Annotated in this window: 27 protein-coding genes; 15 read left to right on the top strand and 12 right to left on the bottom strand. The window is 68.2% G+C overall.

Annotated elements, in window-relative coordinates; translation table 11 throughout:
• Positions 1–6 precede the first annotated feature (6 nt).
• From D7006_RS03875 to D7006_RS03840, 8 genes are all read left to right on the top strand, one after another.
• On the top strand, positions 7–396 hold the full coding sequence (locus D7006_RS03875; RefSeq protein ID WP_169121553.1) for a hypothetical protein: 390 nt from the start codon (positions 7–9) through the stop codon (positions 394–396).
• A complete protein-coding gene (locus tag D7006_RS03870; RefSeq protein ID WP_237356845.1) occupies positions 383–1,219 on the top strand; it encodes a carbonic anhydrase in 837 nt (278 codons plus the stop codon). Before D7006_RS03875 ends, D7006_RS03870 begins: the two co-directional genes overlap by 14 nt.
• Positions 1,220–1,222: 3 nt before the next feature.
• Entirely contained in the window at positions 1,223–2,254 is a 1,032-nt protein-coding gene (moaA, locus tag D7006_RS03865) for a GTP 3',8-cyclase MoaA (protein WP_237355621.1), read from the top strand.
• A 33-nt stretch (positions 2,255–2,287) separates the two neighbouring features.
• Positions 2,288–3,466 carry an NnrS family protein gene (locus D7006_RS03860; protein WP_237355620.1) on the top strand — a complete coding sequence of 393 codons (1,179 nt, stop codon included), beginning with the start codon at positions 2,288–2,290 and terminating at the stop codon, positions 3,464–3,466.
• Between the two features lie 130 nt (positions 3,467–3,596).
• Positions 3,597–4,574, top strand: coding sequence for a TAXI family TRAP transporter solute-binding subunit (locus D7006_RS03855; protein ID WP_229645398.1), 978 nt, complete (start codon positions 3,597–3,599; stop codon positions 4,572–4,574).
• Positions 4,575–4,675: 101 nt separating this feature from the next.
• Positions 4,676–6,805 (top strand): TRAP transporter permease, encoded by a 2,130-nt coding sequence (locus D7006_RS03850; protein ID WP_237355619.1) that lies wholly within the window; start codon positions 4,676–4,678, stop codon positions 6,803–6,805.
• A gap of 3 nt (positions 6,806–6,808) precedes the next feature.
• The gene (locus D7006_RS03845; protein ID WP_237355618.1) at positions 6,809–7,174 is read left to right on the top strand and encodes a DUF1850 domain-containing protein; all 366 of its coding nucleotides are present in this window, start codon (positions 6,809–6,811) and stop codon (positions 7,172–7,174) included.
• Positions 7,175–7,235: 61 nt separating this feature from the next.
• Positions 7,236–7,832 carry a DUF2239 family protein gene (locus tag D7006_RS03840; protein WP_237355617.1) on the top strand — a complete coding sequence of 199 codons (597 nt, stop codon included), beginning with the start codon at positions 7,236–7,238 and terminating at the stop codon, positions 7,830–7,832.
• Positions 7,833–7,952: 120 nt separating this feature from the next.
• Here D7006_RS03840 and D7006_RS03835 read toward each other — a convergent pair whose 3' ends face one another.
• Positions 7,953–8,507, bottom strand: a complete 555-nt coding sequence (locus D7006_RS03835) for a flavin reductase family protein (RefSeq protein WP_237355616.1) — start codon at positions 8,505–8,507, stop codon at positions 7,953–7,955.
• A gap of 178 nt (positions 8,508–8,685) precedes the next feature.
• On the opposite strand from D7006_RS03835, the gene ada reads away from it, so the two are divergent.
• Both ada and D7006_RS03825 read left to right on the top strand, forming a co-directional pair.
• Positions 8,686–9,765 carry a bifunctional DNA-binding transcriptional regulator/O6-methylguanine-DNA methyltransferase Ada gene (gene ada / locus D7006_RS03830; protein WP_237355615.1) on the top strand — a complete coding sequence of 360 codons (1,080 nt, stop codon included), beginning with the start codon at positions 8,686–8,688 and terminating at the stop codon, positions 9,763–9,765.
• A gap of 46 nt (positions 9,766–9,811) precedes the next feature.
• Positions 9,812–10,342: a GNAT family N-acetyltransferase gene (locus tag D7006_RS03825; RefSeq protein ID WP_237355614.1), complete on the top strand. Its 531-nt coding sequence runs from the start codon at positions 9,812–9,814 to the stop codon at positions 10,340–10,342.
• 3 nt (positions 10,343–10,345) lie between these two features.
• On the opposite strand, the gene D7006_RS03820 is transcribed toward D7006_RS03825, so the two are convergent.
• On the bottom strand, positions 10,346–12,169 hold the full coding sequence (locus D7006_RS03820; RefSeq protein ID WP_371745031.1) for an ABC transporter transmembrane domain-containing protein: 1,824 nt from the start codon (positions 12,167–12,169) through the stop codon (positions 10,346–10,348).
• An 88-nt stretch (positions 12,170–12,257) separates the two neighbouring features.
• Between D7006_RS03820 and rpmE the strand changes: the two genes are divergently transcribed.
• Positions 12,258–12,482, top strand: coding sequence for a 50S ribosomal protein L31 (gene rpmE / locus D7006_RS03815; protein WP_024277552.1), 225 nt, complete (start codon positions 12,258–12,260; stop codon positions 12,480–12,482).
• Positions 12,483–12,580: 98 nt separating this feature from the next.
• Here rpmE and D7006_RS03810 read toward each other — a convergent pair whose 3' ends face one another.
• Complete coding sequence (locus tag D7006_RS03810; RefSeq protein WP_237355613.1) at positions 12,581–12,982, bottom strand: hypothetical protein; 402 nt, start codon at positions 12,980–12,982, stop codon at positions 12,581–12,583.
• 290 nt (positions 12,983–13,272) lie between these two features.
• On the bottom strand, positions 13,273–13,455 hold the full coding sequence (locus tag D7006_RS03805; protein WP_237355612.1) for a DUF1192 domain-containing protein: 183 nt from the start codon (positions 13,453–13,455) through the stop codon (positions 13,273–13,275).
• Between the two features lie 141 nt (positions 13,456–13,596).
• On the opposite strand from D7006_RS03805, the gene D7006_RS03800 reads away from it, so the two are divergent.
• Positions 13,597–14,607 carry an NAD(P)H-quinone oxidoreductase gene (locus D7006_RS03800; RefSeq protein WP_237355611.1) on the top strand — a complete coding sequence of 337 codons (1,011 nt, stop codon included), beginning with the start codon at positions 13,597–13,599 and terminating at the stop codon, positions 14,605–14,607.
• A 36-nt stretch (positions 14,608–14,643) separates the two neighbouring features.
• Here D7006_RS03800 and D7006_RS03795 read toward each other — a convergent pair whose 3' ends face one another.
• Complete coding sequence (locus D7006_RS03795) at positions 14,644–14,898, bottom strand: hypothetical protein (RefSeq protein ID WP_168462499.1); 255 nt, start codon at positions 14,896–14,898, stop codon at positions 14,644–14,646.
• Positions 14,899–15,070: 172 nt separating this feature from the next.
• On the opposite strand from D7006_RS03795, the gene D7006_RS03790 reads away from it, so the two are divergent.
• Positions 15,071–16,510: an MFS transporter gene (locus D7006_RS03790; RefSeq protein ID WP_237355610.1), complete on the top strand. Its 1,440-nt coding sequence runs from the start codon at positions 15,071–15,073 to the stop codon at positions 16,508–16,510.
• Here D7006_RS03790 and D7006_RS03785 read toward each other — a convergent pair.
• The 3 genes from D7006_RS03785 to D7006_RS03775 all read right to left on the bottom strand — a co-directional run bounded on the left by D7006_RS03785 (position 16,507) and on the right by D7006_RS03775 (position 19,348).
• A complete protein-coding gene (locus D7006_RS03785; RefSeq protein ID WP_237355609.1) occupies positions 16,507–17,235 on the bottom strand; it encodes an RlmE family RNA methyltransferase in 729 nt (242 codons plus the stop codon). The two genes, D7006_RS03790 and D7006_RS03785, sit on opposite strands and share 4 nt — an antisense overlap.
• The gene (locus D7006_RS03780) at positions 17,232–18,452 is read right to left on the bottom strand and encodes a Ppx/GppA phosphatase family protein (RefSeq protein ID WP_371745030.1); all 1,221 of its coding nucleotides are present in this window, start codon (positions 18,450–18,452) and stop codon (positions 17,232–17,234) included. The genes D7006_RS03785 and D7006_RS03780 overlap by 4 nt, the downstream gene beginning before the upstream one ends.
• Before the next feature lie 146 nt (positions 18,453–18,598).
• Positions 18,599–19,348 (bottom strand): transaldolase, encoded by a 750-nt coding sequence (locus D7006_RS03775; protein ID WP_237355607.1) that lies wholly within the window; start codon positions 19,346–19,348, stop codon positions 18,599–18,601.
• A 292-nt stretch (positions 19,349–19,640) separates the two neighbouring features.
• Here D7006_RS03775 and D7006_RS03770 point away from each other — a divergent pair, with 292 nt between their 5' ends.
• The gene (locus tag D7006_RS03770; protein ID WP_229645386.1) at positions 19,641–20,000 is read left to right on the top strand and encodes a hypothetical protein; all 360 of its coding nucleotides are present in this window, start codon (positions 19,641–19,643) and stop codon (positions 19,998–20,000) included.
• 27 nt (positions 20,001–20,027) lie between these two features.
• Here D7006_RS03770 and D7006_RS03765 read toward each other — a convergent pair whose 3' ends face one another.
• The 4 genes from D7006_RS03765 to D7006_RS03750 all read right to left on the bottom strand — a co-directional run bounded on the left by D7006_RS03765 (position 20,028) and on the right by D7006_RS03750 (position 24,278).
• Positions 20,028–20,486 (bottom strand): DUF2023 family protein, encoded by a 459-nt coding sequence (locus D7006_RS03765; RefSeq protein ID WP_237355606.1) that lies wholly within the window; start codon positions 20,484–20,486, stop codon positions 20,028–20,030.
• Positions 20,465–20,947, bottom strand: a complete 483-nt coding sequence (gene fldA, locus D7006_RS03760; protein ID WP_024277541.1) for a flavodoxin FldA — start codon at positions 20,945–20,947, stop codon at positions 20,465–20,467. Before fldA ends, D7006_RS03765 begins: the two co-directional genes overlap by 22 nt.
• A 722-nt stretch (positions 20,948–21,669) precedes the next feature.
• Positions 21,670–22,878 carry a sodium/glutamate symporter gene (gltS, locus tag D7006_RS03755; protein ID WP_237355605.1) on the bottom strand — a complete coding sequence of 403 codons (1,209 nt, stop codon included), beginning with the start codon at positions 22,876–22,878 and terminating at the stop codon, positions 21,670–21,672.
• 65 nt (positions 22,879–22,943) lie between these two features.
• Positions 22,944–24,278 carry a sugar porter family MFS transporter gene (locus D7006_RS03750; protein ID WP_237355604.1) on the bottom strand — a complete coding sequence of 445 codons (1,335 nt, stop codon included), beginning with the start codon at positions 24,276–24,278 and terminating at the stop codon, positions 22,944–22,946.
• 158 nt (positions 24,279–24,436) lie between these two features.
• Between D7006_RS03750 and D7006_RS03745 the strand changes: the two genes are divergently transcribed.
• The gene (locus D7006_RS03745) at positions 24,437–25,759 is read left to right on the top strand and encodes a DegT/DnrJ/EryC1/StrS aminotransferase family protein (protein WP_237355603.1); all 1,323 of its coding nucleotides are present in this window, start codon (positions 24,437–24,439) and stop codon (positions 25,757–25,759) included.
• Positions 25,760–25,801: the final 42 nt, after the last annotated feature.

Below are 25,801 nucleotides of genomic sequence, written 5' to 3'. Positions count from 1 at the left end.
GCCGCCATGCTGCTCGGAAGCCTGCTGCGGCGCCTGCGCGATGAACGCTTCGCACAGGAGACGCTCATCGGCCTCGGCGATCTCTCCCTCGTCGCCCGCGCCGATGCGGCCGGGGCGCCCTATGGGGAGCGCGCGGCGGATTATGCCGCCTCCGCCTGCGCCCGCTTCGGCGACCATGCGGGGGACGAGGACTGGCTGGCGCTGATGACCGCGCTGGAGCGCAGCACCGACCCCGCCGCCACCTGCCTTCGGACCATGACCGAATGGGCGCTGAAGGACGATGCGGCCGCCGCCGCCCGCGAAGCCGAAGGCGCTGCCCATGAGGGCTGCGGCTGCGGCGGGGGTGGCGGCTGCGGGGGTGGAGGGCACGGCGGGGGCGACCATGGGCACGGCTGAGCGCCCCCGCCCGGACGGCATCCTCGACGAATTGTTCGACAACAATCTCGCCTGGGCGCGCGCCAAGACGGAAGAGGACCCCACCTTCTTCCGCCGCCTCGCGGAGCAGCAGGCGCCGCGCTTCCTGTGGGTCGGCTGCTCCGACAGCCGGGTGCCGGCCAACGACGTGGTGGGGCTCGATCCCGGCGAAGTGTTCGTCCACCGCAACATCGCCAACGTCATCCATTCCAGCGACATGAATATGCTGGCGGTGCTGGAATTCGCCGTGGAAGTGCTCAGCGTGCGCCATGTCATCGTCTGCGGCCATTATGGCTGCGGCGGCGTGCGGCGGGCGCTCGAGAATGCGGCGGGCGCGGGCGGCGGCGCGCTGGTGGATCACTGGCTCGCCCCCATCGTCGACCTCTATTGCCGCCATCGCCGGGAGATCGCCGCGGCCGGAGATGCCGCCCGGCAGATCGACCGCATGTGCGAGCTGAACGTCGCCCTGCAGATGCGCCGCCTCGCCGCCACGCCGGTGATGAAGTCCGCCTGGGCGCGCGGCCATCAGGTCACGGTGCACGGCTGGATCTACGGCATCGGCGATGGCCTCCTGCGCGACCTCGGCGCCACCATCTCCTCGCCCGAGGACTTCGCCGCTTTGCCGGCCCTCGACACGCTGATCGGCGCACCCTTCGAGCCAATGACCGCCGCGCGGCGGCACGCCATCGCCGCCTTCCTGGAGATGGACGCGGAGGCCTTCCCCGAACTCGGGGCCTGTGGCGTCGGCGCATGTGCCTGCGGCGCCTTTCCCTCGCCATCCGCCCGCGCGGCGGAGGAGGCCTGACCCATGCCCACCCAGATCGCCCCCTGCCCTGCGCCGGCCTCCCCCTGCTCGCTCATCGACCTGTTCGGCCGCCGCATCACCTATCTGCGCCTCTCGGTGACCGACCGCTGCGACCTGCGCTGCGTCTATTGCATGGCGGAGGACATGACCTTCCTGCCGCGCAACGAGGTGCTTTCCATCGAGGAGCTGGACCGCCTCGCCACCGCCTTCATCCGCCAGGGCGTCACCAAGCTGCGCCTCACCGGCGGCGAGCCGCTGGTGCGGCGGGGCATCATGGACCTCGTCGCCTCCCTCTCCCGCCACCTCGCCTCCGGCGCGCTGAAGGAGCTGACGCTGACCACCAACGGCACCCAGCTCGCCCGGCACGCAGACGACCTCGCCCGGCTCGGAGTGCGGCGGGTGAATGTGTCCCTCGATACGCTGGATCCGGATACCTTTAAGCGAGTCACCCGGCGCGGATCGTTGCCCGTCGTGATGGACGGCATCCGCGCCGCGCTGACTGCCGGACTGACTGTGAAACTGAACGTGGTGGCACTCGCCGATTCCACACCGAATGAGGTGGTGAAACTCATCGAATTCGCCCACCGGCACGGCATGGACATCACCTTCATCGAGACCATGCCCCTGGGCGACGTGGGGGTGGACCGGGTCGACCAGTATCTCCCCCTCGACCGGCTCAGAGCCTTGGTCGAGCAGCATTTTTCCCTGGTCGACACGCTTGACCGCACCGGCGGCCCGGCCCGCTATGCCCGGGTGGCGGAAACCGGCGGCCGCATCGGCTTCATCACCCCCCTATCCCACTCCTTCTGCGAGAGCTGTAACCGTATCCGGGTAAGCGCGACGGGCGTTCTCTACACCTGCCTCGGTCAGGAAAATGCTGTGGATCTAAAGACTTGCCTGCGTTCCGGCGGCGAGGCCGCGATGACCGAAGCCATCGCCGACGCCATCCGCGCGAAGCCCCGCGGGCATGATTTCGTCATCACCCGCGGCGGCGCCCCGGCCCTGTCGCGGCACATGTCCGCGCTCGGCGGCTGAGGAAAATTCTTTATTTATTTCAGGAACATAGATATGCGCACCGCCGCAACCTTCCGCGCCTTCACCGGCGCGCCCCTGCTGAGCCGGGGCTACCGCCCCTTCTTCCTCGGCGCCGGCCTGTTCGCCCTTGTCGCCATCGCCGTCTGGCCGGCGGTGTTTCTGGGCGAAGTCATTCTGCCAACTCAATTTTCCGCCGTCGAATGGCACGCCCACGAGATGCTGTTCGGCTATGGCGCGGCCGTCATCGCCGGCTTCCTCCTCACCGCCATCCCCAACTGGACCGGCCGCCTGCCGGTCGCCGGAAAGGCGCTGGGAAGCCTTGCCCTGCTTTGGTTTGCGGGCCGCGCCGCCGTGCTCGTCTCCGCCCGCATCGGCTGGGCGACGGCGGCGGTCATCGACGTCGCCTTCCTCGTGGTCTTCGCACTGGTGGTGGCACGGGAGATCGCGGCGGGGAAAAACTGGCGTAATCTCAAGGTTATAGCTGTGGTGGGGCTGCTCGCCGGCGCCAATCTCGCCTTCCATCTGGAGGCCCATTTCACCGGTGATGCCGACCATGCCGGACGGGCGGCGCTGGCGCTGATCGTCTTCCTGATCCTCCTCTTCGGCGGCCGCGTGGTGCCGAGCTTCACCGGCAATTGGCTGGCCCGCCGCGGCGAGGCGAAGCGTCCCGCCGCGTTCGACCGCTGGGATGCCTACGCCCTCGCCCTGTCAGCGCTGGCCCTCATCGCCTGGATCGCCTTTCCCAACAAAGACTTGACTGGCCTCGCCTTGCTCGCCGCCGGCCTTGCGTCCCTGGCCCGGCTCGCCCGCTGGCGGGGCTGGCGGACCTTCGCCGATCCGCTGGTTCTGGTGCTGCACGGCGCCTTCCTGCTGGTGGCGCTGGGCTTTCTGGCGGCTGGGGCGTCGGCGCTCATGCCGAACCAAATCCCCCCCGCTATCGGTCTCCACATCTGGGGCATCGGCGGCATCGGCGGCATGACCTTGGCGATGATGACACGGGCGACCCTCGGCCATTCCGGCCAGGCCCTCGCCACGACGCCCGGCACCGTCGCGGTCTATCTCCTTGTCGCCGCAGCGCTTATGGCCCGCATTGCCATGGCCCTGCTCCCCGAGTGGACGGCGCCTCTCATGCTGGTTGCTGCATTCTGCTGGTGCGCCGCATTCGCCGGCTTCGTCATCATCTACTGGCCGATGCTGGCAAGGAGGGGGTGAGACCGCATCAAGCTTGGCCATACCCCGGAACCGCATCTACGACTTTAGTCTCAAGAGTCAGAAAGGCACTGGCCTTTACGGTACGAGACGGTAGCCTCCCTGCAACGATCGATAAAAAGGGAGCACGCCAATGCAGCGCCTGTCCGCCGCAGCCAAAGTCTTTCGACCCGCCCATCTCGCCGCAGCCACCTTGTCCTGTGCGCTTGCGCTCGCCCCTGCGGCGGCGCGGGCCGAGTTCGTCAATGTTCTCACCGGCGGGACGTCCGGCGTCTATTATCCGCTGGGCGTCGCGATCTCGAAGGTGATCGGCGAGAAGGTGCCCGGCACCCGCCCCTCGGTGCAGGCCACCAAGGCGTCGGTGGAGAATCTCAACCTCATGCAGCAGGGCAAAGGCGAGGTCGCCTTCACCCTCGCGGACAGCCTCGCCGATGGCGCGGCCGGAAAGGAAGAGGCCGGATTCAAGGCTCCGCTCACCAAGGTGCGGGCTCTGGGCGGCATCTATCCCAACTACATCCAGATCGTCGCCTCGAAGGATTCCGGCATCAAGACCATCGCCGATCTCAAGGGCAAGCGCCTCTCCGTGGGGGCGCCCAAGTCCGGCACGGAACTCAACGCCCGTGCCATTCTCAATGCCGCCGGTCTCAAGTATGAGGATCTCGGCAAGATCGAATATCTGCCCTTCGCCGAATCCGTGGAGCTGATGAAAAATCGCCAGCTCGACGCCACGCTGCAGTCCGCCGGCCTCGGCGTCGCTTCCATCAAGGACCTCGCGAACTCGGTGCCCATCGTGGTGGTGGAAGTGCCCGGCACGGTGATCGACAAGATCGGTGCGCCCTATCTCAAGACCACCATCCCTGCCGGCACCTATGAGGGCCAGAGCGCGGACGTCGCCACGGCCGCCGTGCCGAACTTCCTCGTCACCCGCTCCGACCTGAAGGACGACGAGGTCTACGCCATCACTAAGGCCATCTACGAGAACCTGCCGGAACTCGCCGCGGCCCATTCGGCGGCGAAGTCCATCACCCTCGCCAATGCCATGAAGGGGTCGCCGGTCGCCTTCCATCCGGGAGCCGAGAAGTTCTTCAAGGAAAAGGGCGTCACGCCCTGATCCGAGGGGTTTAGACGCCCGCTCGATTGCCTTGCCGGCGGCGCGCTCCAGCGCCGCCGTTTCCCGTTCCAGACCGTGCCAGCCGCCGCGAGCCCTGACCCATGACCTCCTCGCTCCACACGCCGCAGACCGTCCCGCCGGTGAGCCACGACGTGAACAATCCCGAGCACGGCGCCGCGGTGGTGGTGGACGACGCGCTGCTCGACCTCACCTGGGGGCCGGGAGCGTGGGGCCGGGCGGTGTTCTGGATCGCGGTGGCCTTCTCCACCTTCCAGGTCATCACGGCGGCCTGGAGCCCGCTGGCGAGCCAGATCGTGCGCTCGGTCCATGTGGGCTTCCTGCTCCTGGTGGTTTTCGCCATCGCTGCCAACCACAAGACCGGCAGCGAACGCCTCGTGCTGTGGGGCCTCGGCATCTTCTCCTTCATCGTCGGGCTCTATCACTGGGTATTCTACGCCGCGCTGATCCAGCGGGCGGGCGACCCCTCCACCCTCGATATCGTGGTCGGCACCATTGCGGTGGCGCTCGTGTTCGAGGGTTCGCGGCGGCTCATGGGCCTTGCTTTGCCGCTCATCTGCGGCGGCTTCATTCTCTATGGCCTGTTCGGCGAGTACCTTCCGGCGCCTCTCGATCACCGGCCATTCGATTATGTGCAGGTGGTCGACCAGATGTTCCTCGGCACAGAGGGCATCTACGGCACCCCCATCTACGTGTCCTCTTCCTTCATCTTCCTGTTCATCCTGTTCGGCGCCTTCCTGGAACGCGCGGGGATGATCCAGCTGTTCAACGACCTTGCCATGGGCACGGTGGGCCACGCCAAGGGCGGCCCCGCAAAGGTTTCGGTGATCTCATCGGCGCTGATGGGCACCATCAACGGGTCGGGCGTCGCCAATGTCGTCACCACCGGCCAGTTCACCATCCCTCTCATGAAGAGCTTCGGCTACAAGCCGGCATTCGCCGGCGCGGTGGAGGCGACCGCCTCCATGGGCGGGCAGATCATGCCGCCTGTGATGGGCGCCGTCGCCTTCATCATGGCCGAGACCATCGACGTGCCCTACGCTACCATCGCCACGGCAGCGGTGATTCCGGCCTTCCTCTATTTCTTCACCGTCTTCGCCATGGTCCATCTGGAGGCCGGCAAGGATGGCCTCTCGGGGCTGCCCAAGGAAAAGTGCCCCAACGCGTGGTTGGCGCTCAAGAATAAGTGGTACCTCATCCTGCCGCTGGCGGCGCTGGTGTGGCTCCTGTTCTCCGGCTACACGCCGCTGTTTGCCGGCACGGTGGGCCTCGCGCTGACCGCCCTGATCGTGCTCGGCACGCCGGTGGCCCGGCTGATCGGGCCTTATGGGCTGAGGGTTGTATTCTGGATCGTGCTCGGCCTGTCGGCGGCGAGCTTCGTCGAGTACGGCATCAACGGCGTCGCCACTGTCATCGCGGTGCTGGTCGCGATCCTGTTCTTCGTGAAGGGCGGGCGCGAGACGCTGCGCATCAGCATCGAGAGCATGGCGGACGGCGCCCGCAATGCGCTGCCCGTGGGCATCGCCTGCGCGCTGGTGGGCACCATGATCGGCGTATTCACGCTGACCGGCGTCGCCACCACCTTCGCCACCTTCGTGGTGGAAGTGGGCAAGAACTCGCTGTTCCTGTCGCTGGTGCTCACGATGATCGCCTGCCTCATCCTCGGCATGGGGCTGCCCACCATCCCGAACTACATCATCACTGCCTCCATCGCCGGCCCGGCGCTGCTGGCGCTCGGGGTGCCGCTCATCGTCTCCCACATGTTCGTCTTCTATTTCGGTATCATGGCCGACCTGACCCCGCCGGTGGCGCTGGCCGCCTTCGCGGCAGCACCCATCGCGGGCGCATCGGGGCAGACCATCGGCTGGATCGCGACACGCATTGCAGTGGCGGGCTATGTGGTGCCGTTCATGGCGGTCTATGCCCCCGCGCTGATGCTGCAGAACGGCGATCCCATGGCCGACATCATCGGCTTCTGGCCGGCGGTCGCCTATGTCTTCGTGAAGGCGGTGGTCGCCATCATCCTGTGGGCGGCCACCGCCACCGGCTATCTCCTGGCTCCGCTCAACATCATCGAGCGGATCATCGCCTTTTCTGCCGCGGCGCTGCTCATTCTCGCGCTGCCTATGACCGACGAGGTCGGCTTCGCCGCCTCCGCCGCATTCATCGGCTGGCACTACTGGAGAAGCCGGACGCGGCCGGTCGCGGCCTGAGACGTGGTCTTCGCCTGCCTCGTCTCGGGAGCGACTGTGGTACGGCTCGCCGCCGCCATCACGCTCGCCTGGACCCATTCGGTGCAGAAGAGCGTATGGCAGGAGGACTGGCGCGCCACCCCTGCCGGCCTCGAACTGACAGAGGTTCGCGTCGAAGGTTCGGGCGCCGGCATGGAGCCGCCGGACGGCGCGGTGCTGAAAGAGCGCTTCTACGTCGCCCATCCTGTGCTGGCGCCGCAGCGGGAGGTGATCCTGCGCCGCTCCGGCGCCACTGCCGACTGGCAGGTCTGCATCGCCGGCACCTGTCGCCCCATGGCCGAATTCGTACCGCCCGAGGCCGATCCGGTGACGCTCACCACCTGCGAATGACGTTCGGGCTGGACAGATTTTTTTATCCGGGTATTTTCCCTCCTTTCGCAGGAGCCACCCCGTGTCCGCCTCCCCGGCCCGTTCATGCACCGCCTTTGCCGGAACGCGCCTCCTGAGGCGCGGTCCCCTTGCCGAGGTGGCGCTTGCAGTGAAAGCGGCCATCGAGGCTGGAGAGAACGTCCTCGTCTTCGACGACGCCAGCGGCCGGCTCATCGATCTCGACCTGCGCGGCGGTGACGCGGAAATCCTCGCGCGCCTCGATATCCCGGGCACGCCGGCTACTCCCGTCCCCAACGCGCCCGCCAAGGGCCGCGGCCGCCCGAAGCTCGGCGTCGTCGCCCGCGAAGTGACGCTGCTCCCCCGACACTGGGACTGGCTTGCCGCCCAGCCGAGCGGTGCCTCTGCCACCTTGCGCCGCCTTGTGGACGAGGCGCGGCGCCGGGATGCACCACAGCAGCAGCGGCGCGCCGCCCAGACCGCGGCCTATCATTTCATGCAGGCCCTGGCGGGGGACCTGCCAGACTATGAAGAGGCCACCCGCGCCCTGTTTGCCGACGACCGGGCCGGCCTGGAGCAGATGACGGCCGGCTGGCCGCCCGATGTCCGCACCCACACCCTGCGCCTTGCCTTCGGCGCGGGCGATGGATTGGAATCCTGACGATCGGGTCACCGCACGCCGCTCGTCACGCCTCCGTCGACCGGGCGCGATCCATGTCGGGGCTGCGGTACGACGCCTCGGTAATCTCGCCCAACCGCGATCCAAGCACTTGGTCGGACGCTAGTCCCAGAATTTCTGGAAGCTCATGATGAGCGGCACCACTTGTCCGGATCGATCCGGTTTGGATGGCCGTCCATGAGAATTTCGGGATCGACGTGGACGCGAAGGATACGGACCTCGATGGCCAACAGGCCGCCCTTCCACGGGCCGTCTTCGCCGATGCTGTGCCGGGCACTCCAGAACCCGCGGAGGGGCGACGGTGAGCGAAGCGAGCGGCGTCAGTCCCGTAGCCTCGAACTTTCGCGCCTCGTGGCGATAGCCCCGGGCACGCTTGCTCTCCGGGACAGGATCGCTCCCGGTCAGGTGCGCGAGCCGATCCACCGCGGCAACGTCGTTGACCGACGGCAGGTTGAGGACGCACGAGCCGGTGCGGAGGAGGTTTTCGGTGGTCCTGGAATTGGCCGACAGCCCGAGCATGCAGCGCCAGCCGAGCCACCAGGCCGAGGACATGGGCGCAAGGTTCGCGGTACCATCCTCGTTCTCGGTGCAGATAAGGGCGACGGGCGTACCGAAATAGAGGATGGACGGTTCGACACAGACGCGATCACAAGACATGTGGCCTCTCCTCAAGGATTGAGGCCCGAGGACTAGGCAGGTCCCGCAGCGTCGGCACTCCGGTTCTTGCCCTCCAATGGACGCGCGCGGACGACGACATATCGAGAGCAAGGAACGGGGTGCGCTCGGAGCGGCAGTGCGCCATGCTGGCAGGGTTCGACAGCCGGAGAGGCTATTCATGGATCCGCTGACGGCTGCAGGGCCATTGTCCACCGACCAAGATCCGCGGTGGTCGCAAGTGCTGGGGCGGGATGTCTCGGCCGACGGGGCCTTCGTCTATGCGGTCGTGACCACGGGCGTCTATTGCCGTCCATCCTGCCCCTCGCGGCGCGCCAATCCGCGCAATGTCCGTTTCTTCAAGAATCCAGCGGCGGCCCAGGCCGCGGGCTTCCGCCCCTGCCTGCGGTGTCAGCCCCTTGGCCCGTCCCCAGCCGAACGCAGCACCACCATCATCGCCGAGGCGTGCCGGCGGATTGAGGCGGCGGACGCGCCGCCGAAGCTCGATGAACTGGCTTCTGACGCGGGCATGAGCCCCTGGCATTTCCACCGCCGGTTCAAGGCAGTTACCGGCCTGACCCCGCGTGCCTATGCCGTGGCGCATCAGGCGCGCAGGGTGCGCTCCGAACTGGAAGCGACCGAATCCGGCGGCGTAACCGAAGCCATCTATGGCGCGGGCTTCTCCTCGAGCAGCCGCTTCTACGAACGTTCTGATGGTATGCTGGGCATGACGCCAACACAGTTCCGCCGCGGCGGAAAAGACACCGACATCCGTTTCGCAGTTGGGCAGTGCTCCCTCGGTGCGATCCTCGTGGCCCTCAGCCCAAGGGGGATCTGCGCCATCTCGCTTGGCGACGACCCCGGCACGCTTGTCCGCGAGCTTGAGGACCGTTTTCCCGCGGCAAACCTCATCGGCGGCGACAGCGCCTTCGAAACGTTGGTCGGACAAGTCATCGGGTTTGTGGAGGCGCCGCGGATGGGCCTGGGCCTTCCACTCGACGTGCGCGGGACCGCGTTCCAGCAGCGGGTGTGGCAGGCCCTGCGCCACATCCCCGCAGGTGGCACAGCGACCTATGCCGACGTCGCCGCACGCATCGGCGACGCCAAAGCCGTGCGCGCTGTGGCGCGGGCGTGCGCGGCCAATACCCTGGCGGTTGCTATCCCCTGCCATCGCGTCGTCCGCTCGGACGGTACGTTGTCGGGGTACCGTTGGGGGGTGGAACGCAAGCGTCGCCTTCTGAAGACGGAAACCGAAGGCTGAGCCGATGCGGGCAGGACATTAAAGCCACGGCAACCGGGAGGGCGCAGTGTGGCTCATCCGCCGGAGCGATCAGCCCATCACCATGACCGACCAGACCACGCCCAACTCCTCGGCTTCCTCCGGCTATATCCTTTCGGAAGCCACGCCTGAAGACCGCCCGGCCATGGCGAAATTGTGGGTCGAGACCTGGTCGAAGACCATGCCCGACATCGATTTCGTTGCCCGCCTGCCCTGGCTGGAAAGCCATCTGGACGGCCTCGCCGCTGGCGGCGCATCGATCCGCGTGGCGCGGGAGGAGCGCGAGGACGGGCCTCTGGCCGGCTTCGTCGTCATCCACCCAGGGACCGGCTATCTCGATCAGCTCGCCGTGGCGCCGCGTGTCTGGGGCAAGGGCGCGGCCGAGGCGCTGATGGCGGAGGCGCGACGCCTCTCCCCGGCCCTCGTCGCGCTCGACGTGAACCAGGACAACCCACGCGCGGTGCGCTTCTACGAGAAGATGGGGCTTGCCATCGTCTCGGAGGGCGCCAACCCCATGTCGGGCCGACTGACGTACCGGATGGAGTGGCGCGGCGCCTGAGGCCTATGCCGCCGCGTGGAACTGGAGCTGCGCGAGTCGTGCGTAGAGGCCGCCCTTGGCGACCAGTTCCGCGTGGGTGCCTTCGTCCACGATGCGACCGGCTTCCATCACCAGGATGCGGTCGGCAGACAGAACCGTGGAAAGGCGATGGGCGATGACCAGGGTCGTCCGGCCCTCCATGGACCGTTCGAGAGCGGTCTGCACCAGCGTCTCGCTTTCCGCGTCGAGCGCGCTCGTGGCCTCGTCGAGCAGGAGAATGGGCGCGCCGCGCAGGATGGCGCGGGCGATGACGATGCGCTGGCGCTGGCCGCCGGAAAGCATCACGCCACGCTCGCCCACCATGGTGTCCCAGCCCTGCGGCAGGCGGGCGACGAATTCATCCACCAGCGCTGCGCGGCCGGCCTCCTCCACTTCGGCGTCGGGCGCTTCCGGGCGTCCGAGGCGGATGTTGGCCCGCACGCTGTCGGCGAAGATGGCCACTTCCTGCGGCACCAGCGCCATCTGCCGCCGCACGGCGACGGGATCGGCCTCGCGGATATCTATGCCGTCGAGGAGGATGCGCCCGGCCTGGGGGTCGTAGAAACGCTCCAGCAGCTGGAACACGGTGCTCTTGCCCGCCCCGGACGGGCCGACGAGGGCCACCCGCTCCCCCGGCCGAATGGAGAAGGCGATGGCAGCGAGCGCCGATTGATCGGGCCGCGTGGGATAGGAGAAGGACACCTCGTCGAAGCGGATGGCGCCGCTGATCCGCGCCGGCAGAGGCACCGGCCGGGCCGGCGGGCGCACCTGAGGCTCGACCTTGAGCAGTTCGCCGATGCGCTCGGCAGCGCCGGCGGCGGCCGACATCTCGCCCCACGTCTCGGAAAGGTTGCCGAGCGAGGCGGCGGCGAGCACCGCATAAAGTACGAACTGTCCCAGCGCGCCCGATGTCATGGTGCCGGCCAGCACAGACTGGGCACCCGCCCACAGCACCGCCACCACCGAGCCGAACACCAGAAAGATGGCGATACCGGTGAGCCAGCCGCGCGCCTGCGTGGCCTGCCGGGCGGCACCGAACGCGTCCTCCACCGCGCCATCGAAACGCTGCCGCGCCACGCCCTCCGCGCTCGCCGCCTGCAGCGCGCGCATGCTGTTCAGCGCCTCGGCGGCGTAGGCGGAGGCATCCGCGAGGGTATCCTGCGCCTGCCGGGTCAGGCGGCGCACCTTGCGGCCCGAGGCCATCAGCGGCAGCACGATGATCGGGATGGCCACCAGCACGAGGCCGGACAGGCGCGGGCTCGTCACCACCATCATCGCCACCGAGCCGATGCACATCATGAGATTGCGCAGGGCCGTGGAGGCGGAGGCACCGACCGCCGACTTGAGCTGCGTGGTGTCGGCAGTGAGGCGGGAGGTAAGCTCACCCGAGCGGGCCGAATCGTAGAAGGCACCATCCAGCGTCACGAGGCGGGCGAACACCGCCGTGCGCAGGTCCGACACGATCCGCTCGCCAAGGGTGGTGACGAGGTAGTAGCGGGCGGCGGAGGCGAGCGCGAGCACGGCGGCTACAGCTACCAGCACCCCGAAATACTGGTCCACGAGGCCGGCATGGTCCTCGGCGAAACCGAAATCGATCATACGCCGCACAGCGATCGGCAGTGCGAGCGTGGCCAGCGCCGCAGCCAGCAAGGCGCCGAGCGCCGCCGCGACCCGGCCGCGATACCGCTTCAGATAGGGCGCAAGGCCCGCCAATGGCTTCAGGTCGCGCCTTCGCTTTTCAGCGGCGGCGCGGGTTTCGGAGCTATCGACAGGGGCAGATGAGGTGTCGGCTTGTGTCAAGGCATCCACTCGGCTATAGACCCGCCACTTCCGTCAGGAACCGAAATTGACGCTGCCCTCCCTGGCGGGGCGGGCGTGGCGATAAAGGATTGAACCAATGAAGAGCGACATCCATCCCGATTACCACTTCATCAAGGTGGTGATGACGGACGGTTCCGAGTACACGACCCGGTCGACCTACGGCAAGGAGGGTGACACCCTCCAGCTCGACATCGATCCGCGCACCCATCCCGCGTGGACGGGCGGCAGCCAGCAGCTGATGGACCGCGGCGGCCGCGTGTCCCGCTTCAAGAACAAGTTCGGCGCGCTGCTCAAGGGCTGAGGCCGGTGGGGCCTTTTGGCCCCTGCTGCTGCCGCGAAGCTGCGCGCCTCCGCCGCAGCGACGCAAGCGCACAACCGGTTCGCGCAAAGGGGACTGGCTCAGGGACTGACGAGTTCAAGCCGCGGGCGGCTCTGCCGCCGTCGCGGCTTTTCGTTTTGGGGTTCGACCGCCTGTGCCGCCGCGAGCGCCGCGCTGACCCCCTCGGCGAGGGCGACCAGATCGAGCGCAGCGAGGCGCACGGCGGCCGGCAGACGCCCGATCACGTTTGCGGGAAGGGCCAGCGCGAGCGGTGCTGCGGCGGCCGCTGTTTCAGTCCGGGAGATGCATCCATCCGCCCGGCTGAGCAACAGCACCAGACCGGCCGCGATATCCGAGCGCAGGCGCGAGAGGGTTTCGCTATCAGCAGCGGACAGAGCGGACGCGGCAAGGCGTGTCTCGGCCGCGGCGAGGCGTTCGAAGCTTCGCGCGATTCCGTCCCTCTTGTTCCGCGCCTGATCCACCGGCCCGCTCCTGTGAATGGACCGGCATCAAGCGCAGCGCCGGCATCCCCGTAAAGGGGAACCGCACGGATCAGACTGGGGATATCGGGGGCTAGCCAAAGAAGAGCCGCCTTGCGGCGGCTCGCAGTCCGACAGGGAGAGTTGCCAGAAGTCCGGGGAGGATCTTTTCCGACGGACCACATCAGAGTGCTCGCGGGACATTAACGCCGCGTTAATGCGAACCCGCTAGCCGCGCCCTTCCGCGCTAAAGGGGCCGACGCAATCGCAGGCCCCCAACGCCTTTCCCATTCCTACAGCTTGAACGCCGCATCCGCCGCGGCGCGAGAGGCGTGCTTGGAGGCGAGCGCCGCCTCCAGACGCGCAATCTCAGCCTTGAGCGCGGCGATGCGTGCCTCGATCTCGTCCACCGACAGGCGCGACACGTCCACGCCGGCCAACGGATCGGCAGGCTTCGGCTTGATCTCCTCATCCATTGGCTTTGCTCCTCCCCTTCCCTATTCTCCGCGGCGACCGCCGCTGCCTCAGGCGCGGTTGCCTCCTGTCTGATCACCCTATTTTGCGCGCCGTGGCCGGGCTGGGAAGAGCCTCGTGCCGTGCGCCCCACCGGAGCTTCCATGTCCAGCGCCGCCGCCCTGCCCGAGACCATGACCGCCATCACCGTCAGCACGCCCGGCGGCCCCGAGGTGCTGGTGCCCGGCCCGCGGCCGGTGCCGAAGCCGGCGCCCGGCGAGGTTCTGGTGAAGGTGGAGGCGGCCGGCATCAACCGGCCGGACGTGATGCAGCGCAAGGGCCTCTACCCGCCGCCGCCCGGCGCCTCCGACATTCCGGGGCTCGAGATCGCCGGCACAGTGGTGGCGCTGGGTGAGGGCGCGAGCACCTACAAGATCGGCGACAAGGTGTGCGCCCTCGTCACCGGCGGCGGCTATGCGGAATATTGTCCCGCCCATGAGGCCACTACCCTGCCCGTACCCGAGGGCCTCTCCATGGCCGAGGCGGCGGCCATGCCCGAGACCGTCTTCACCGTGTGGAGCAACATCTTCGACCGTGGCGGGCTGAAGGCCGGGGAGACGCTGCTGGTGCACGGAGGCGCGAGCGGCATCGGCACCACGGCGATCCAGCTGGCCAAGGCACTCGGCGCCCGCGTGGTGGTCACCGCCGGATCGGACGAGAAGTGCGCCGCCTGCGTGAAGCTCGGCGCAGACGTTGCTGTGAACTACAGGACGCAGGATTTCGTCGCTGAGGTGAAGAGCTTCACCGCCGGCAAGGGCGCCAACGTCATTCTCGACATGATCGGCGGCCCCTACATCCAGAAGAACTACGAGGCGGCGGCGCAGGACGGCCGCATCGTGCAGATCGCCTTCCAGCAGGGCGCCAAAGCCGAGGTGGACTTCATGCGCCTCATGCTGAAGCGGCTCACCCACACCGGCTCCACCCTGCGCTCGCGCCCGGTCGCCGAGAAGGCGGCCATCGCCGCAGCCATCGTCGAGCATGTGCTGCCGCTGATCGCCGCCGGAAAGTACCGCCCGGTCATGGACGAAATCTTCCCCCTCACGGATGCCGCTGGCGCCCACGCCCGCATGGATGCAAGCGCGCACGTGGGCAAGATCGTGCTTGTGGTGAGATAGTCCGGGACGAGGCGGGGGCGGCCCCCGCCTCTGCCGTCAGGGACGCCAGTCGCGCGGCGGTACGCCGCCCGAGCGCTGGATGGCCTCGATGACCTCCCGCTGGCGGCGGTCGGTGCGCTTCATGTGCACCGCAATCACCGCATGGGCCGAGGGTACTAGGAACATCAAGGGGAAGATCAGCCCGAGCAGGATGCAGGGCACGATCATCACGAGATTGATGATGGCCGAGATGGGCTGCCCGTTCACCAGCAGGCCGACGGGCGGCAGCAGAGCGGCGAGAATGTAGATCATGGCCTTCCCGGGCCCTCCTTGAGGCCCCAAATCCATATGGTGTGCTCTGCCCGTGCTGCAAGGATCGGAGCAACACCATGCGCCGGGCGACGGTTGATCGCGACGCGCCATCCGCCTATTGCGGGGCAGGGGAAACGGGGGAGCCCGAACGGGCCGGCCCAAGGGTAAGCTGATGCAGCTCAAGGCGCTCCCGCCTCAGGTCCTCATCCCGCTCATCGTCGCCTGCGCGCTCTTCATGGAGCAGGTGGACTCGACCGTCATCGCCACCTCTCTGCCCGCCATCGCCGCCGATCTCGGCGAGGACCCGGTGGCGCTGAAGCTGGCGCTGACCTCCTACCTGCTCTCCCTGGCTGTCTTCATCCCGGCCAGCGGCTGGGCCGCCGACCGCTATGGCGCGCGCACGGTCTTTCGCTCCGCCATCGTCATCTTCACCATCGGCTCGATCCTGTGCGGACTCTCGTCGTCGCTGGCGGACTTCGTGCTCTACCGCATCATCCAGGGCATGGGCGGAGCCATGATGGTGCCGGTGGGGCGGCTCGTCATCCTGCGCTCGGTGCCGAAGTCCGAGTTGGTCTCTTCCCTCGCCTGGCTCACCATTCCGGCCCTGCTCGGCCCGGTGTTCGGCCCACCGCTGGGCGGCTTCATCACCACCTATTTCGACTGGCGCCTCATCTTCTTCATCAATGTTCCGATCGGCGTGCTGGGCGTGTTCCTCGCCACGCGCTTCATCGAGAACGTGCGCGAGGAGGACGTGCCGCCGCTTGATCTCAAGGGCCTGATCCTGTCGGGCGCAGGGCTCGCCGGCCTCGTCTTCGGCTTTGCGGTGCTGGGGCAGGAGGTGCTGGTGCCGCAGTGGGCTGCGCTCGCCATCGGAGCCTCGGGTGCGTTCTTCCTGTTTCTCTATGTCCGCCACGCGCGCGTCACGCCTCACGCCGTGCTGGATCTGAAGCTGCTGCGGCATGGCACTTTCCGCGCCGGCGTGGTGGGCGGCTCGCTGTTCCGTGTAGGCATCGGCGCCATGCCTTTCCTGCTGCCGCTCATGCTGCAGCTCTCGTTCGGCCTCTCGCCCTTTGCCTCCGGCCTCCTCACCTTCACCGCCTCGGCCGGAGCGATGGCCATGAAGTTCACCGCCGCCAGGCTCCTGCAGCGCATCGGCTACAAGCGGGTTCTCCTCGCCAACGTCTTCCTGTGCAGCGGCTTCATCGCCATCAATGCCGCCTTTACGCCCCTGACGCCGCACTGGCTCATCGCGTCGCTGCTGCTTGTGGGCGGCTTCCTGCGCTCGCTGCAGTTCACCGCCCTGAACGCGCTGAGCTATGCCGACGTGGAACCGGCCGAGATGAGCCGCGCCACCTCGTTCGCCAGCGTGGCGCAGCAGGTCTCGCTCTCCTTTGGCGTTGCCGTTGCGGGCCTTGTCCTGGAAACCATGCGGGCCTCGCGCGGCGAGGTGGCGGTGACGCAGGGCGACTTCTCCGCCGCCTTCCTGGTGGTGGCGGCGGTGAGCGCGCTCAGCATCTTCTTCTTCATCCCGCTGCCGAAGGATGCCGGCTCTTCCCTCACCGCACGCAAGCCCGATCTCGACGACCCGCGCAGCGAAGTGCCGCCGGACTAGGCGTCCGCGTCGTCCGCCTCTTCAAAGGCGATGTCGGCGCTGCCGCGGAAGCCGGTAGCTAGGACGTAGAGTTCGGCCGAGTCGGCACGGCTGGCCGCCGGCTTGATGTGGCGCACCAGAGCGAAATCCCGCTTGAGGTTGGCGAGCAGCGTCCCCTCGGTGCCGCCCTGGATCACCTTGGCGAGGAAGGCGCCGCCGGGCGCGAGCACCTGCCGGGCGAAATCCGCGGCCAGTTCCACGAGGCCGACGATGCGCAAATGATCGGTCTTCTTGTGGCCCGTCGCGTTGGCCGCCATGTCCGACATCACGAGGTCCGCCTGCCCGCCCAGCATCTCGATCAGCCGCCCTGGCGCGTCGGGGGTTAGGAAATCCATCTGCGCGAAGGCGACGCCCGGAATCGGGTCAATCTCCAAAAGGTCGATGGCGACGATCTTGCCCTGCCCCTGCTCAAGGCCGATCTTCTGCGCCGCCACCTGGCTCCAGCCGCCGGGCGCCGCGCCGAGATCGACGATGCGCAGGCCGCGCTTCAGGAGCTTGGCTTTCTCGTCCATTTCGATCAGCTTGAACGCCGCGCGGGAGCGCCAGCCCTCGCGCTTGGCGCGGGCCACATAGGGATCGTTCAGCTGGCGCTGGAGCCATTTCTGCTGGGAGGTGGTGCGGCCGCGCGAGGTCTTCACGCGCACTTTCAGCGGGCGGCCGTCCGGCCCACGGGGCGGTGTGGTCACGCTGGACGGCTTCCGTTTGGCGGGGTCGCGTTGTAGCCGTCGGCCGCGCGGCCGTTCCGCCACACGCCGTCCGCCCGCATCATCTGCACCAGCATTCCCTCCCTCAGCCCGCGATCGGCCACCCGGAGCCGGTCGGCGGGAAAAATACGGCGAACCGCCTCCATGATGGCGCAGCCCGCGAGCACAAGATCCGCACGCTGGGCGCCGATGCAGGGATTGGCGACGCGCTCCTCGAAGCTCATTGTCATCAGCCGATCCACCACCTGCTCGATGTGGCTGGCGCCGAGCCAGGCCCCGTCGACACGGGCACGATCATAGCGGTCGAGGCCGAGATGAATGCCGGCGACGGTCGTCACGGTGCCCGACGTACCGAGCAAGTGCAGCCGGGCGGGGGCGCGCACGCCCCAGCTCTGGCGCACGCCGTCGAGCATGGCGCAGACCTCGTCCACCATGGTGTGGAACACGTCCGGCGACACCTTCACGCCGCCGTGGCGCTCGGACAGGGAGACGACGCCCACCGGCAGCGAGACCCAGGAGCGGATGCGGGCACGTGGCGGGCCATCATCTCCGGCCGAGCGGCGGCCGAGCCAGACCACCTCGGTCGAACCGCCGCCAATGTCGAAAAGCACCGCCCCCTCGCAGGAAGGGTCGACCAGTGGCGCGCAGCCCGTGGCGGCAAGTCCCGCCTCGGTTCGGCGGTCCACCACCTCCAGCGTCAGGCCGGTGCGGGCCTCGACCTGAGAACAGAAATCCTCCCCGTTGACGGCCGAGCGGCAGGCCTCGGTCGCCACCATGCGGGCGCGGGTGACACCGCGCAGTTCCATCTTGGTGGCGCAGATTTCCAGCGCACCCAGCGCCCGTTCCATAGCGCCGTCGCACAGTCGGCCGGAGGCGCCGAGCCCCTCGCCGAGGCGCACGATGCGCGAGAAGGCATCCACCACCCGGAAGCTCCGGGCGGTCGGGCGGGCGATCAGCAGGCGGCAATTGTTGGTGCCAAGGTCGATGGCAGCATAGATGCCGTGCGGGCTCGCCGATCGCGACTCCGCCCGGCGATCCTGAGGGAGAGCGGACGTGGCGCAAGGCTGGGCGGCAGGAGGCTGGTCCTTGGGACCATCGCCCGTCCCCGCACGCAACGGAGAAACCGTTGCCTCGGCAGCGGTTCCGCTACGGCAAGACTGCTCCGGACCCCCGCCGGGCCCGTGCGTCTCGTCCCTCATGTCCTGTCCCTCGCCGCAAGGCGGTCCCGTGCGCTCAGGCCGCCGCGAAGCTCCGCGGCCGGCTGCGCCTTGCGGACAGTGTAACAGCGCGCCGCCGCTGCGCAATGCCGCGGCGTGCCCTGTTCGTAATCAGGCGGACATAAGGGTCACTCGGCGGCGGCGCGGCCCTTGAGGTCAAGGGTCAGGCCGGCGGCCAGGGCGTCGGTACGGAAGGCCTTCACCGCGTCCAGGGAGAGTTCGGCGGCGGTGCGCGAACCCAGCGCCGGCAGCTTCTTCAGCACGTCGGCGGGGGCGGTGATGATGTGGCAGCCCATCTCGTCCGCCTCGATCACGTTCCACACCTCGCGGGTGGACGCCCAGATGACTTCGACGTTCGGGGTGGCGCGGGACAGCTCGACGGCGCGGGAGATCGCCGGCTTGTAGTCGATGCCGAGATCGGCCAACCGGCCGGCGAAAACCGAGATGATGGAAGGGGCGCCGCCGGCCAGGGCCTTCACGCCCTCGTCCACCTGGGGCACGTCGAAGATGGCGGTGAGGTTCACCTTCACGCCGTCCTGCACGAGGTCCCGCACCAGCTCGTACAAGGTTTCGCCGCGGGTCGTGGAGACCGGGAGCTTCACATGCACATGCTCGCCCCAGGTGGCGATGACGCGGGCCTGGGCGCGGATTTCGGGGATGTCGTCGGAGAAGACCTCGAACGAGATATGCCGGTCCGGCACCGCCGCCACGAGGTCGCGGGCGTAGGATTCATAATCGGTTACGCCGGCTTTGCGCAGCAGAGAGGGGTTGGTGGTGAAGCCGGCGATGTGGGGCTGCTTCGCCATTTCCACGATCTGCGCCTTGTCGGCGCCGTCGGTGAACAGCTTCACCTTCAGGTCGCTCAGCTTCACGGACATCTCTTCGGCTCCCTTGACGATTTCGGCCATCCTATAGGCCGTTTGCGGCAAATTGGACACCGCCCGGAATCACAATTCGAACCGGGTGTCACCCGAGGTTGCCGGGAGGGGTATCGGTAGCGTTAAGGGGGCGTTCACCATGTATCGAATGCGCCGGTGCCAGCCGGACCGGCAGCAACCTCCGTGAAAGAACCGCCGGGTCATCCTCGCTGTGACGGAAGGACGGCGATGCGCCCAGGTTGCGCACCTTGATACCGTCGCACCCAGAGGGTCAGGGCATCGAGGGGCGGGCATGGTCTCGACGGACATGGTGGAGCGGATGGCGCGGGCGATGCACGCCTATTCGCAGCAGCGTTATCCGCTGCTGGAGCCGTGGGAGGAGCTGTCCCCCGAGCGGCGGGCCTACCAGCGCCAGCTTGCCGCCCATGCCCTCCAGGCCCTCACCCCCCACGACGTGATCGAGATCACCTCCCGCGCCGCGCCGGCCATCGTCGCCGTGCCGGTGGAGCCGGCGCCCTGGGCGCTGGCGGAGTTGCAGGAAGCCGCCATCTCCGACAACGGCACCGCCATGGATGCCCGGCGGCGCTACCGCTCCTTCCTCGCCACCGCCTCCCTGCCGCTGGCGACCCGCCATGCCGAGGGTGCGGTCTGAACTTCTCGCCGGAAGACCGGTCGAAGCTTATTCCGCCGCCAGCGCCGGCCGGTCGAGCCCGCGGCCGGAGCGCGTGAGGTAGCGGCGGCACTGCTGCTCGCGGTCGTAGCCGAGCATGGTCCCCAGCATGAAGTCCTCTTCTGCCGTCAGGGCGTTGAGCGGCCGGGTGACGAACGCCCGCGCCACCGCGACGAAGGCGTCGCGGCCGAAGAAGAGGTTGGCCTTGGCCGGGCTCACCTGCTGCACGAAATGGTCGATGCCCGCCCGCTCCAGCCGCGCCAGAAGCGGCGGCAGCTCCCGCGTCGCCAGCGTCATCAGGAACAGCGGCCGCACGCCCCGCCCCAGCTCGTAGAGATGATGGTGAAACAGGCGCTGCATGGCGCCTGCCTCCTTCGGCACCGCAAGGCGCACCAGCGCGGGCGGCCAGTCGGCCTCCGCCTCCTGCGGCGGATCGCAGACGGCTTCTAGAGAATGGTGCTGAGCCATGCGGTCACTCGCTTGTCGGTGAGACCGGACTGGGTGTCCTGGTCGAGGGCGAGGCCGACGAACTTGCCGTCGCGCTCGGCGGTCGAATTGAGATAGTCGTAGCCCTTGGTGTCGGTGAAGCCGACCACCACCGCCTCCAGCGCCGTCACCTCGTCATAGAGGATGCCCATGGCGTCCACGAAGGAGCCGGGATAGCTCTCCTGGTCGCCGGTGCCGAACAGGGCCACCTTCTTGCCCTTCAGCCGGGCACCGCGGAGCTTGTCGATATGCTCCTCCCAATCGGTCTGGAGCGTTCCGTCGCCATAGGTGGGCGAGCCGAGGATGAGCAGTTCGCAATTCTCGAAGTCGGCCGGGCTCGCCGTCTTGATGTCCACCGCACGGCCCTGGCACTTCTTGGAAATCCGGGACGCAACGCCCTTGGTGGCTCCGCCGTCGGAGCCGAAGATCACGTTAACGATCATGTCCTCGTCTCTTTATGGAATGATTCAAAATCACGCCGCAGACTTCGCCAATGATGCGAGCCTCCGGGCATCTCCAAAAACAGTCATCGACGATGCAAATGCATCGCATGAACATTGGACATCAAGGTTTCATGGAAGACAACAGGGGGCACCCGACATTGGAATGCCTCGATGGTGGGCGGATCGGCCGGTGACGCAGGGGCTTCGAGGGAGGTTTGCTGAAGAGAAGGTCTTTTGGCGGCCGGCCCCTCTCGCCGCGCGGTCATGACCGGGCCGGGACCACCTCACCGGGCAGCGGCACGAGGCTGGGCATGACGCGGGGATAGGGTGGGCAGCTGCGGAGAAAGCCCCCTCACCCCCAGCCCCTCTCCCGCGAGGGGAGAGGGGAGCTGGGCCGGCTCCCACGTCAAGATACTGAAGAGATTGGCAGACTTCTTCCTTCTCCCCTCCCGGGAGAAGGTGGCACGCGGCGCAGCCGTGTGACGGATGAGGGGGCGGGCGTCCGCCCGGCCATCGCGGCTGCGGAGAGAACCCCCTCACCCCCAGCCCCTCTCCCGCGAGGGGAGAGGGGAGCTGGGCCGGCTCCCACGTTAAGATACTGAAGCGACTGGCAGGCTTCTCCCTTCTCCCCTCGCGGGAGAAGGTGGCGCGCGGCGCAGCCGCGTGACGGATGAGGGGGCCAAGGCGTCCCCCACGTCATCGCGGACGCACAGAGCGCCCCCTCACCTCAGCATGAAGCCGATGGCGAGCGCATTGGCGATGTCGATGAAGAAGGCGGAGACCAGCGGCAGGATGATGAAGGCGATGGGGGCCGGGCCGTGGGTGCGGGTCACTGCCGTCATGTTGGCGATGGCGGTGGGGGTGGCGCCGAGGCTGATGCCGGTGAAGCCCGCCGCCAGCACCGCCGCCTGATAGTTCCGGCCCATGGCGGGGAACACCACGAACAGGATGTAGGCCACCGCCACCAGCGTCTGCAGCCCCAGCACCGTGGCCAGCGCCGGGCCGAGGCCGCCCAGCGTCCAGAGCTGCATGCTCATCAGCGACATGGCCAGGAAGATCTTCAGCGACAGGTCCGAGACCAGCGCCAGCGCCGGGGTGCGGGCCGGCCAGGGCATGCGCGGCGCGACCTTCGGCAGGATATTGGTGATGACGATGGCGACCAGCATGCACACCACGAACATGGGCAGCTTGAGCCCGGTTTTCTCCACCACGCCTTCCAGCGCATAGCCGATGATGATGACGAGGTTGAGCGCGAGGATGGTGACGAGGATGTTCTTGTAGTCCACCGAACCGCCCTGGGGCTCGGCCGGGGTATCCGGCAGGCCCACCATGGGGGCGTCGTCGCCGGTGCCACGCAGGTTGAAGCGGGAGATGAGCAGGCCCGCCACCGGGCCGCCCACGAGGCTGGCGATGACAAGGCCCAGGGTGGCACTGGCGATGCCGATTTCCAGCGCGTTGGGCAGATCGAACCTTTGCGAGATCATCGGCGCCCAGGCGATGGTGGTGCCGTGGCCTCCCACCAGCGACACCGAGCCCAGAAGCGGCCCCACGCCATGGGGCAGGCCGAGCACCGCCGCGCCACCGACGGCGACGACGTTCTGCAGCACCAGATAGGTGACCGTCAGCAGCAGCAGGATCACCAGCGGCTTGCCGCCGGTGGCGAGGTCCGAGACGCGGGCATTGAGGCCGATGCCGGTGAAGAAATAGAGCAGCAGCAGGTCCCGGGCGTCGAGGTCGAAGCTCACCGCGAGGCCCACCACCTTGTAGGCAAAGAGCGTGGCGAGCGCAGCGAGGATGCCGCCGGTGACGGCCTCCGGGATGTTCCAGCGCTTGAGCGGGGCGATGATCTCGTTGAGGCCGGCGCCGAGGAAGTAGACGAGGATGGCGATGGTGAAGGTCAGCAGCCCCGAAACCTCGTACGTCGCCGGCATCTGGCTCCCCCTGCGTGACCTTGCTCCGCCCCTCCTCTAGCCTATTCCGGTACGCGCCGAAACGCTTACGCGCCCAGCCGGCGCAGCGCTTTTCCGGCGAGCACGTCCTTCTCGATGTCCTCCAGCTCCACCTGCCGCGTCTCCGGCACATAAGCGAGGGAGATGAAGAGCGAGGCGACGCACACCACGAGGAAGATGCCGATGGTGGCGGCAAGGCCGATGCCCTCCACCACCGAGAGGAAGCTCGCCGCCACGATGGCGTTGAACAGCCAGCTCGTGGCCGAGGCGGCAGCAATGCCCCGCTCGCGGATGGCCGAGGGGAACAGCTCGGACATGAGCACATAAGGCAGCGGCCCGAGGCTCAGGGCGAAGGCGACGATGTAGGCGCACAGGCCCGCCAGCGCCACATAGGGCCAGTCCGCCAGCGCGGCGACGATCACCAGCGCCAGGCTCACCGCCATGGCCGCCGAGCCGGCGATGAGCAGCGGGCGGCGCCCGAGGCGATCCACCAGCATCATGGCCGCCATGGTCGCCAGCACGTTGACGAGGCCTAGGCCGAAAGTGGCGGCGAGGGCGGCGACGCCGGCCGGGAAGCCGAGTTCGGTGAAGATGTGCGGGGCGTAATAGAGGATGCCGTCTATGCCGGAGAAGTTCTGCAGCACGAACAGCACGCTGCACAGCACCAGCACCGCCTTGGTGCTGCCCCGGCCGAGCACGGCCCGCCAGTTGCCGGCCGGCGCGCTCTCGCCGTCGCCGGCGGAGATCTCGCCGGCAAGGCCCAGCCGCTGGGCCGCCGCCTCGCCCTCCGCCATCCGGCCGCGGGAGATGAGCCAGCGCGGGCTTTCCGGCAGCAGCAGCACGGCGCCCGCGCAGGCCCCCGCGATGAGCACGCCGCCGCCCAGCATCTGCGCCCAAGTGGCGTGGCCGGTGAGCGCGAGGGGCACCGCATAACCCAGAAGGATGCCGATGGTGACGGCAAGCTGGAACAGGGAGACCACCGCGCCGCGATGGCGCGCCGGCGTCACCTCCGCCGCATACATGGGCACCACCATGGAGGAGAGTCCCACCCCGAGGCCGATGAGGATGCGCGCCGCCACCAGCATCCCCACGCCCGGCGCCATCACCTGTCCCATCGGCACCAGCGCGTAGCCGGCAAAGGCCAGCGCCGCGGCGAGGAGGCAGGAGGGACGCCGGCCGATCCGCTGGGAAATCGGCGCGGCGAGCACTGCGCCCACGAAGCAGCCGGCCAGCAGCGACGTCACCATCATCTCGGTGGCGCGGGTGGAGAGGGCGAACGCCTCGGAGATGGTGCCCACCACGCCGGCGATGGACGCCGTGCTGAAGCCGAACAACATGCCGTTGAGGAGCACGAGCCCCGCCGTGAGGAACAAGGTTGCCATGTGATCCGACGGGTATGGGGGTAGGGCGCGGATAACGTGCGCGAGATGGAGCGGCCTGCGGGACTTGTAAGCGCCACCTACAGTAGAGCATAAGTACAAAAAATCGAGCGGCGATAGGCCCGGCATCTCGCCGGAGCTGCCGTCAGGGAGGGCGCCCAGTGACCGTTTCCGCGGCAACCCACGAACACGCCAACCGCCTTGCCATCGAGGGCGGCGAACCGGTCCGCACCAAGCCCCTGCCGTGGGAGCTGCCGGGCGCCCACTGGATCGGCGAGGAGGAGCTGGAACTCGTCTCCCGCGTGGTGCGCGCCCAGAGCCCCTTCCGCTTCTACGGCCCCGACCTCCAGCACATGGTGGACACGCTGGAGAAGGAATGGTGCGCCGCCTTCGGCCACAAGCACGCGCTGGGCGTCTCCTCCGGCACCGCCGCGCTGACCATCGCCATGTCGGCCCTCGACATCGGCCCCGGCGACGAGGTGCTGGTGCCCGGCTATCTGTGGGTGAGCTGCGTCGCCGCCGTGGTGCGCGCTGGCGCCATCCCGAAGCTGGTGGATGTCGACGACTGCTTCACCCTCGATCCGGCGGACGTGGAGCGCAAGATCGGCCCCAACACCCGCGCCGCCTTGATGGTGCACATGAGCGGCGCGCCCGGCCGGGTCGCCGACGTCGCCCGCATCTGCCGCGAGCGCGGCATCGCCCTGATCGAGGATTGCGCCCAGACCGCCGGCGCCAGCCAGAACGGCAAGGCCGTGGGCACCTTCGGCGACATCGGCATCTTCTCGTTCCAGCTCAACAAGAACATGACCTCCGGCGACGGCGGCATGGTGGTGACCGAGCGGGACGACCTTTTCCGCCGCATCGTCGCGCTGCATGATCTCGGCTATCCGCGCAACGAGAAGGGCCGGCTCGACACCTCGGACGAGAACTGCCAGCTCTGGGGCGTCGGCGCCCGCATGTCGGAGCTGACGGGCGCCATGTGCCTTGCCCAGATGCGCAAGCTTCCGCAGATCACCGGCAACATGCGCTCGTCCAAGTGGCGCATCCGCGATGCCCTCGCCGACCTCCCCGGCCTCGGCTTCCGCACCGTGCCCGACCCCTCCGGCGACACCGGCCCCTTCCTGCTGATGACGCTGAAGGACGAGGCCACCGCCCGCCGCTTCGTGGATGCCCTGCGCGCCGAGGGCATCGCCGGGCCGTCCGGCTCGCTCGCCTGCCTCGCCATGCGCGAGTGGGGGATGCACTGGTATTCCAACATCCCGAGCCTTGTGAACAAGCGCTCGGACAGCCGCGACGGCTTCCCGTGGACGCACCCGTCCAACGCCTTCGGCCAGAGCTACAGCTACGCCGCCGGCGCGCTGCCCCATTGCGACGACCTGCACGCCCGTGGCGCGCTGCTGACCATCGCCTCCACGCTCACCCCCGAGGACGAGGCCGACATCATCGCCGCCGTCCGCAAGGTGGCGCGCGTGGTGCTGGCCTGACGCCCGCAGGGCTTTTCATGAAAAAGAGGGGCCGCGCCGCGG

The organism is Xanthobacter sp. YC-JY1 (assembly GCF_021730305.1).
In the GTDB taxonomy this organism is placed as follows: domain Bacteria; phylum Pseudomonadota; class Alphaproteobacteria; order Rhizobiales; family Xanthobacteraceae; genus Xanthobacter; species Xanthobacter flavus.
Note: the sequence above shows the minus strand (reverse complement) of the source record. Positions and strands in the feature narration are given on the sequence as shown.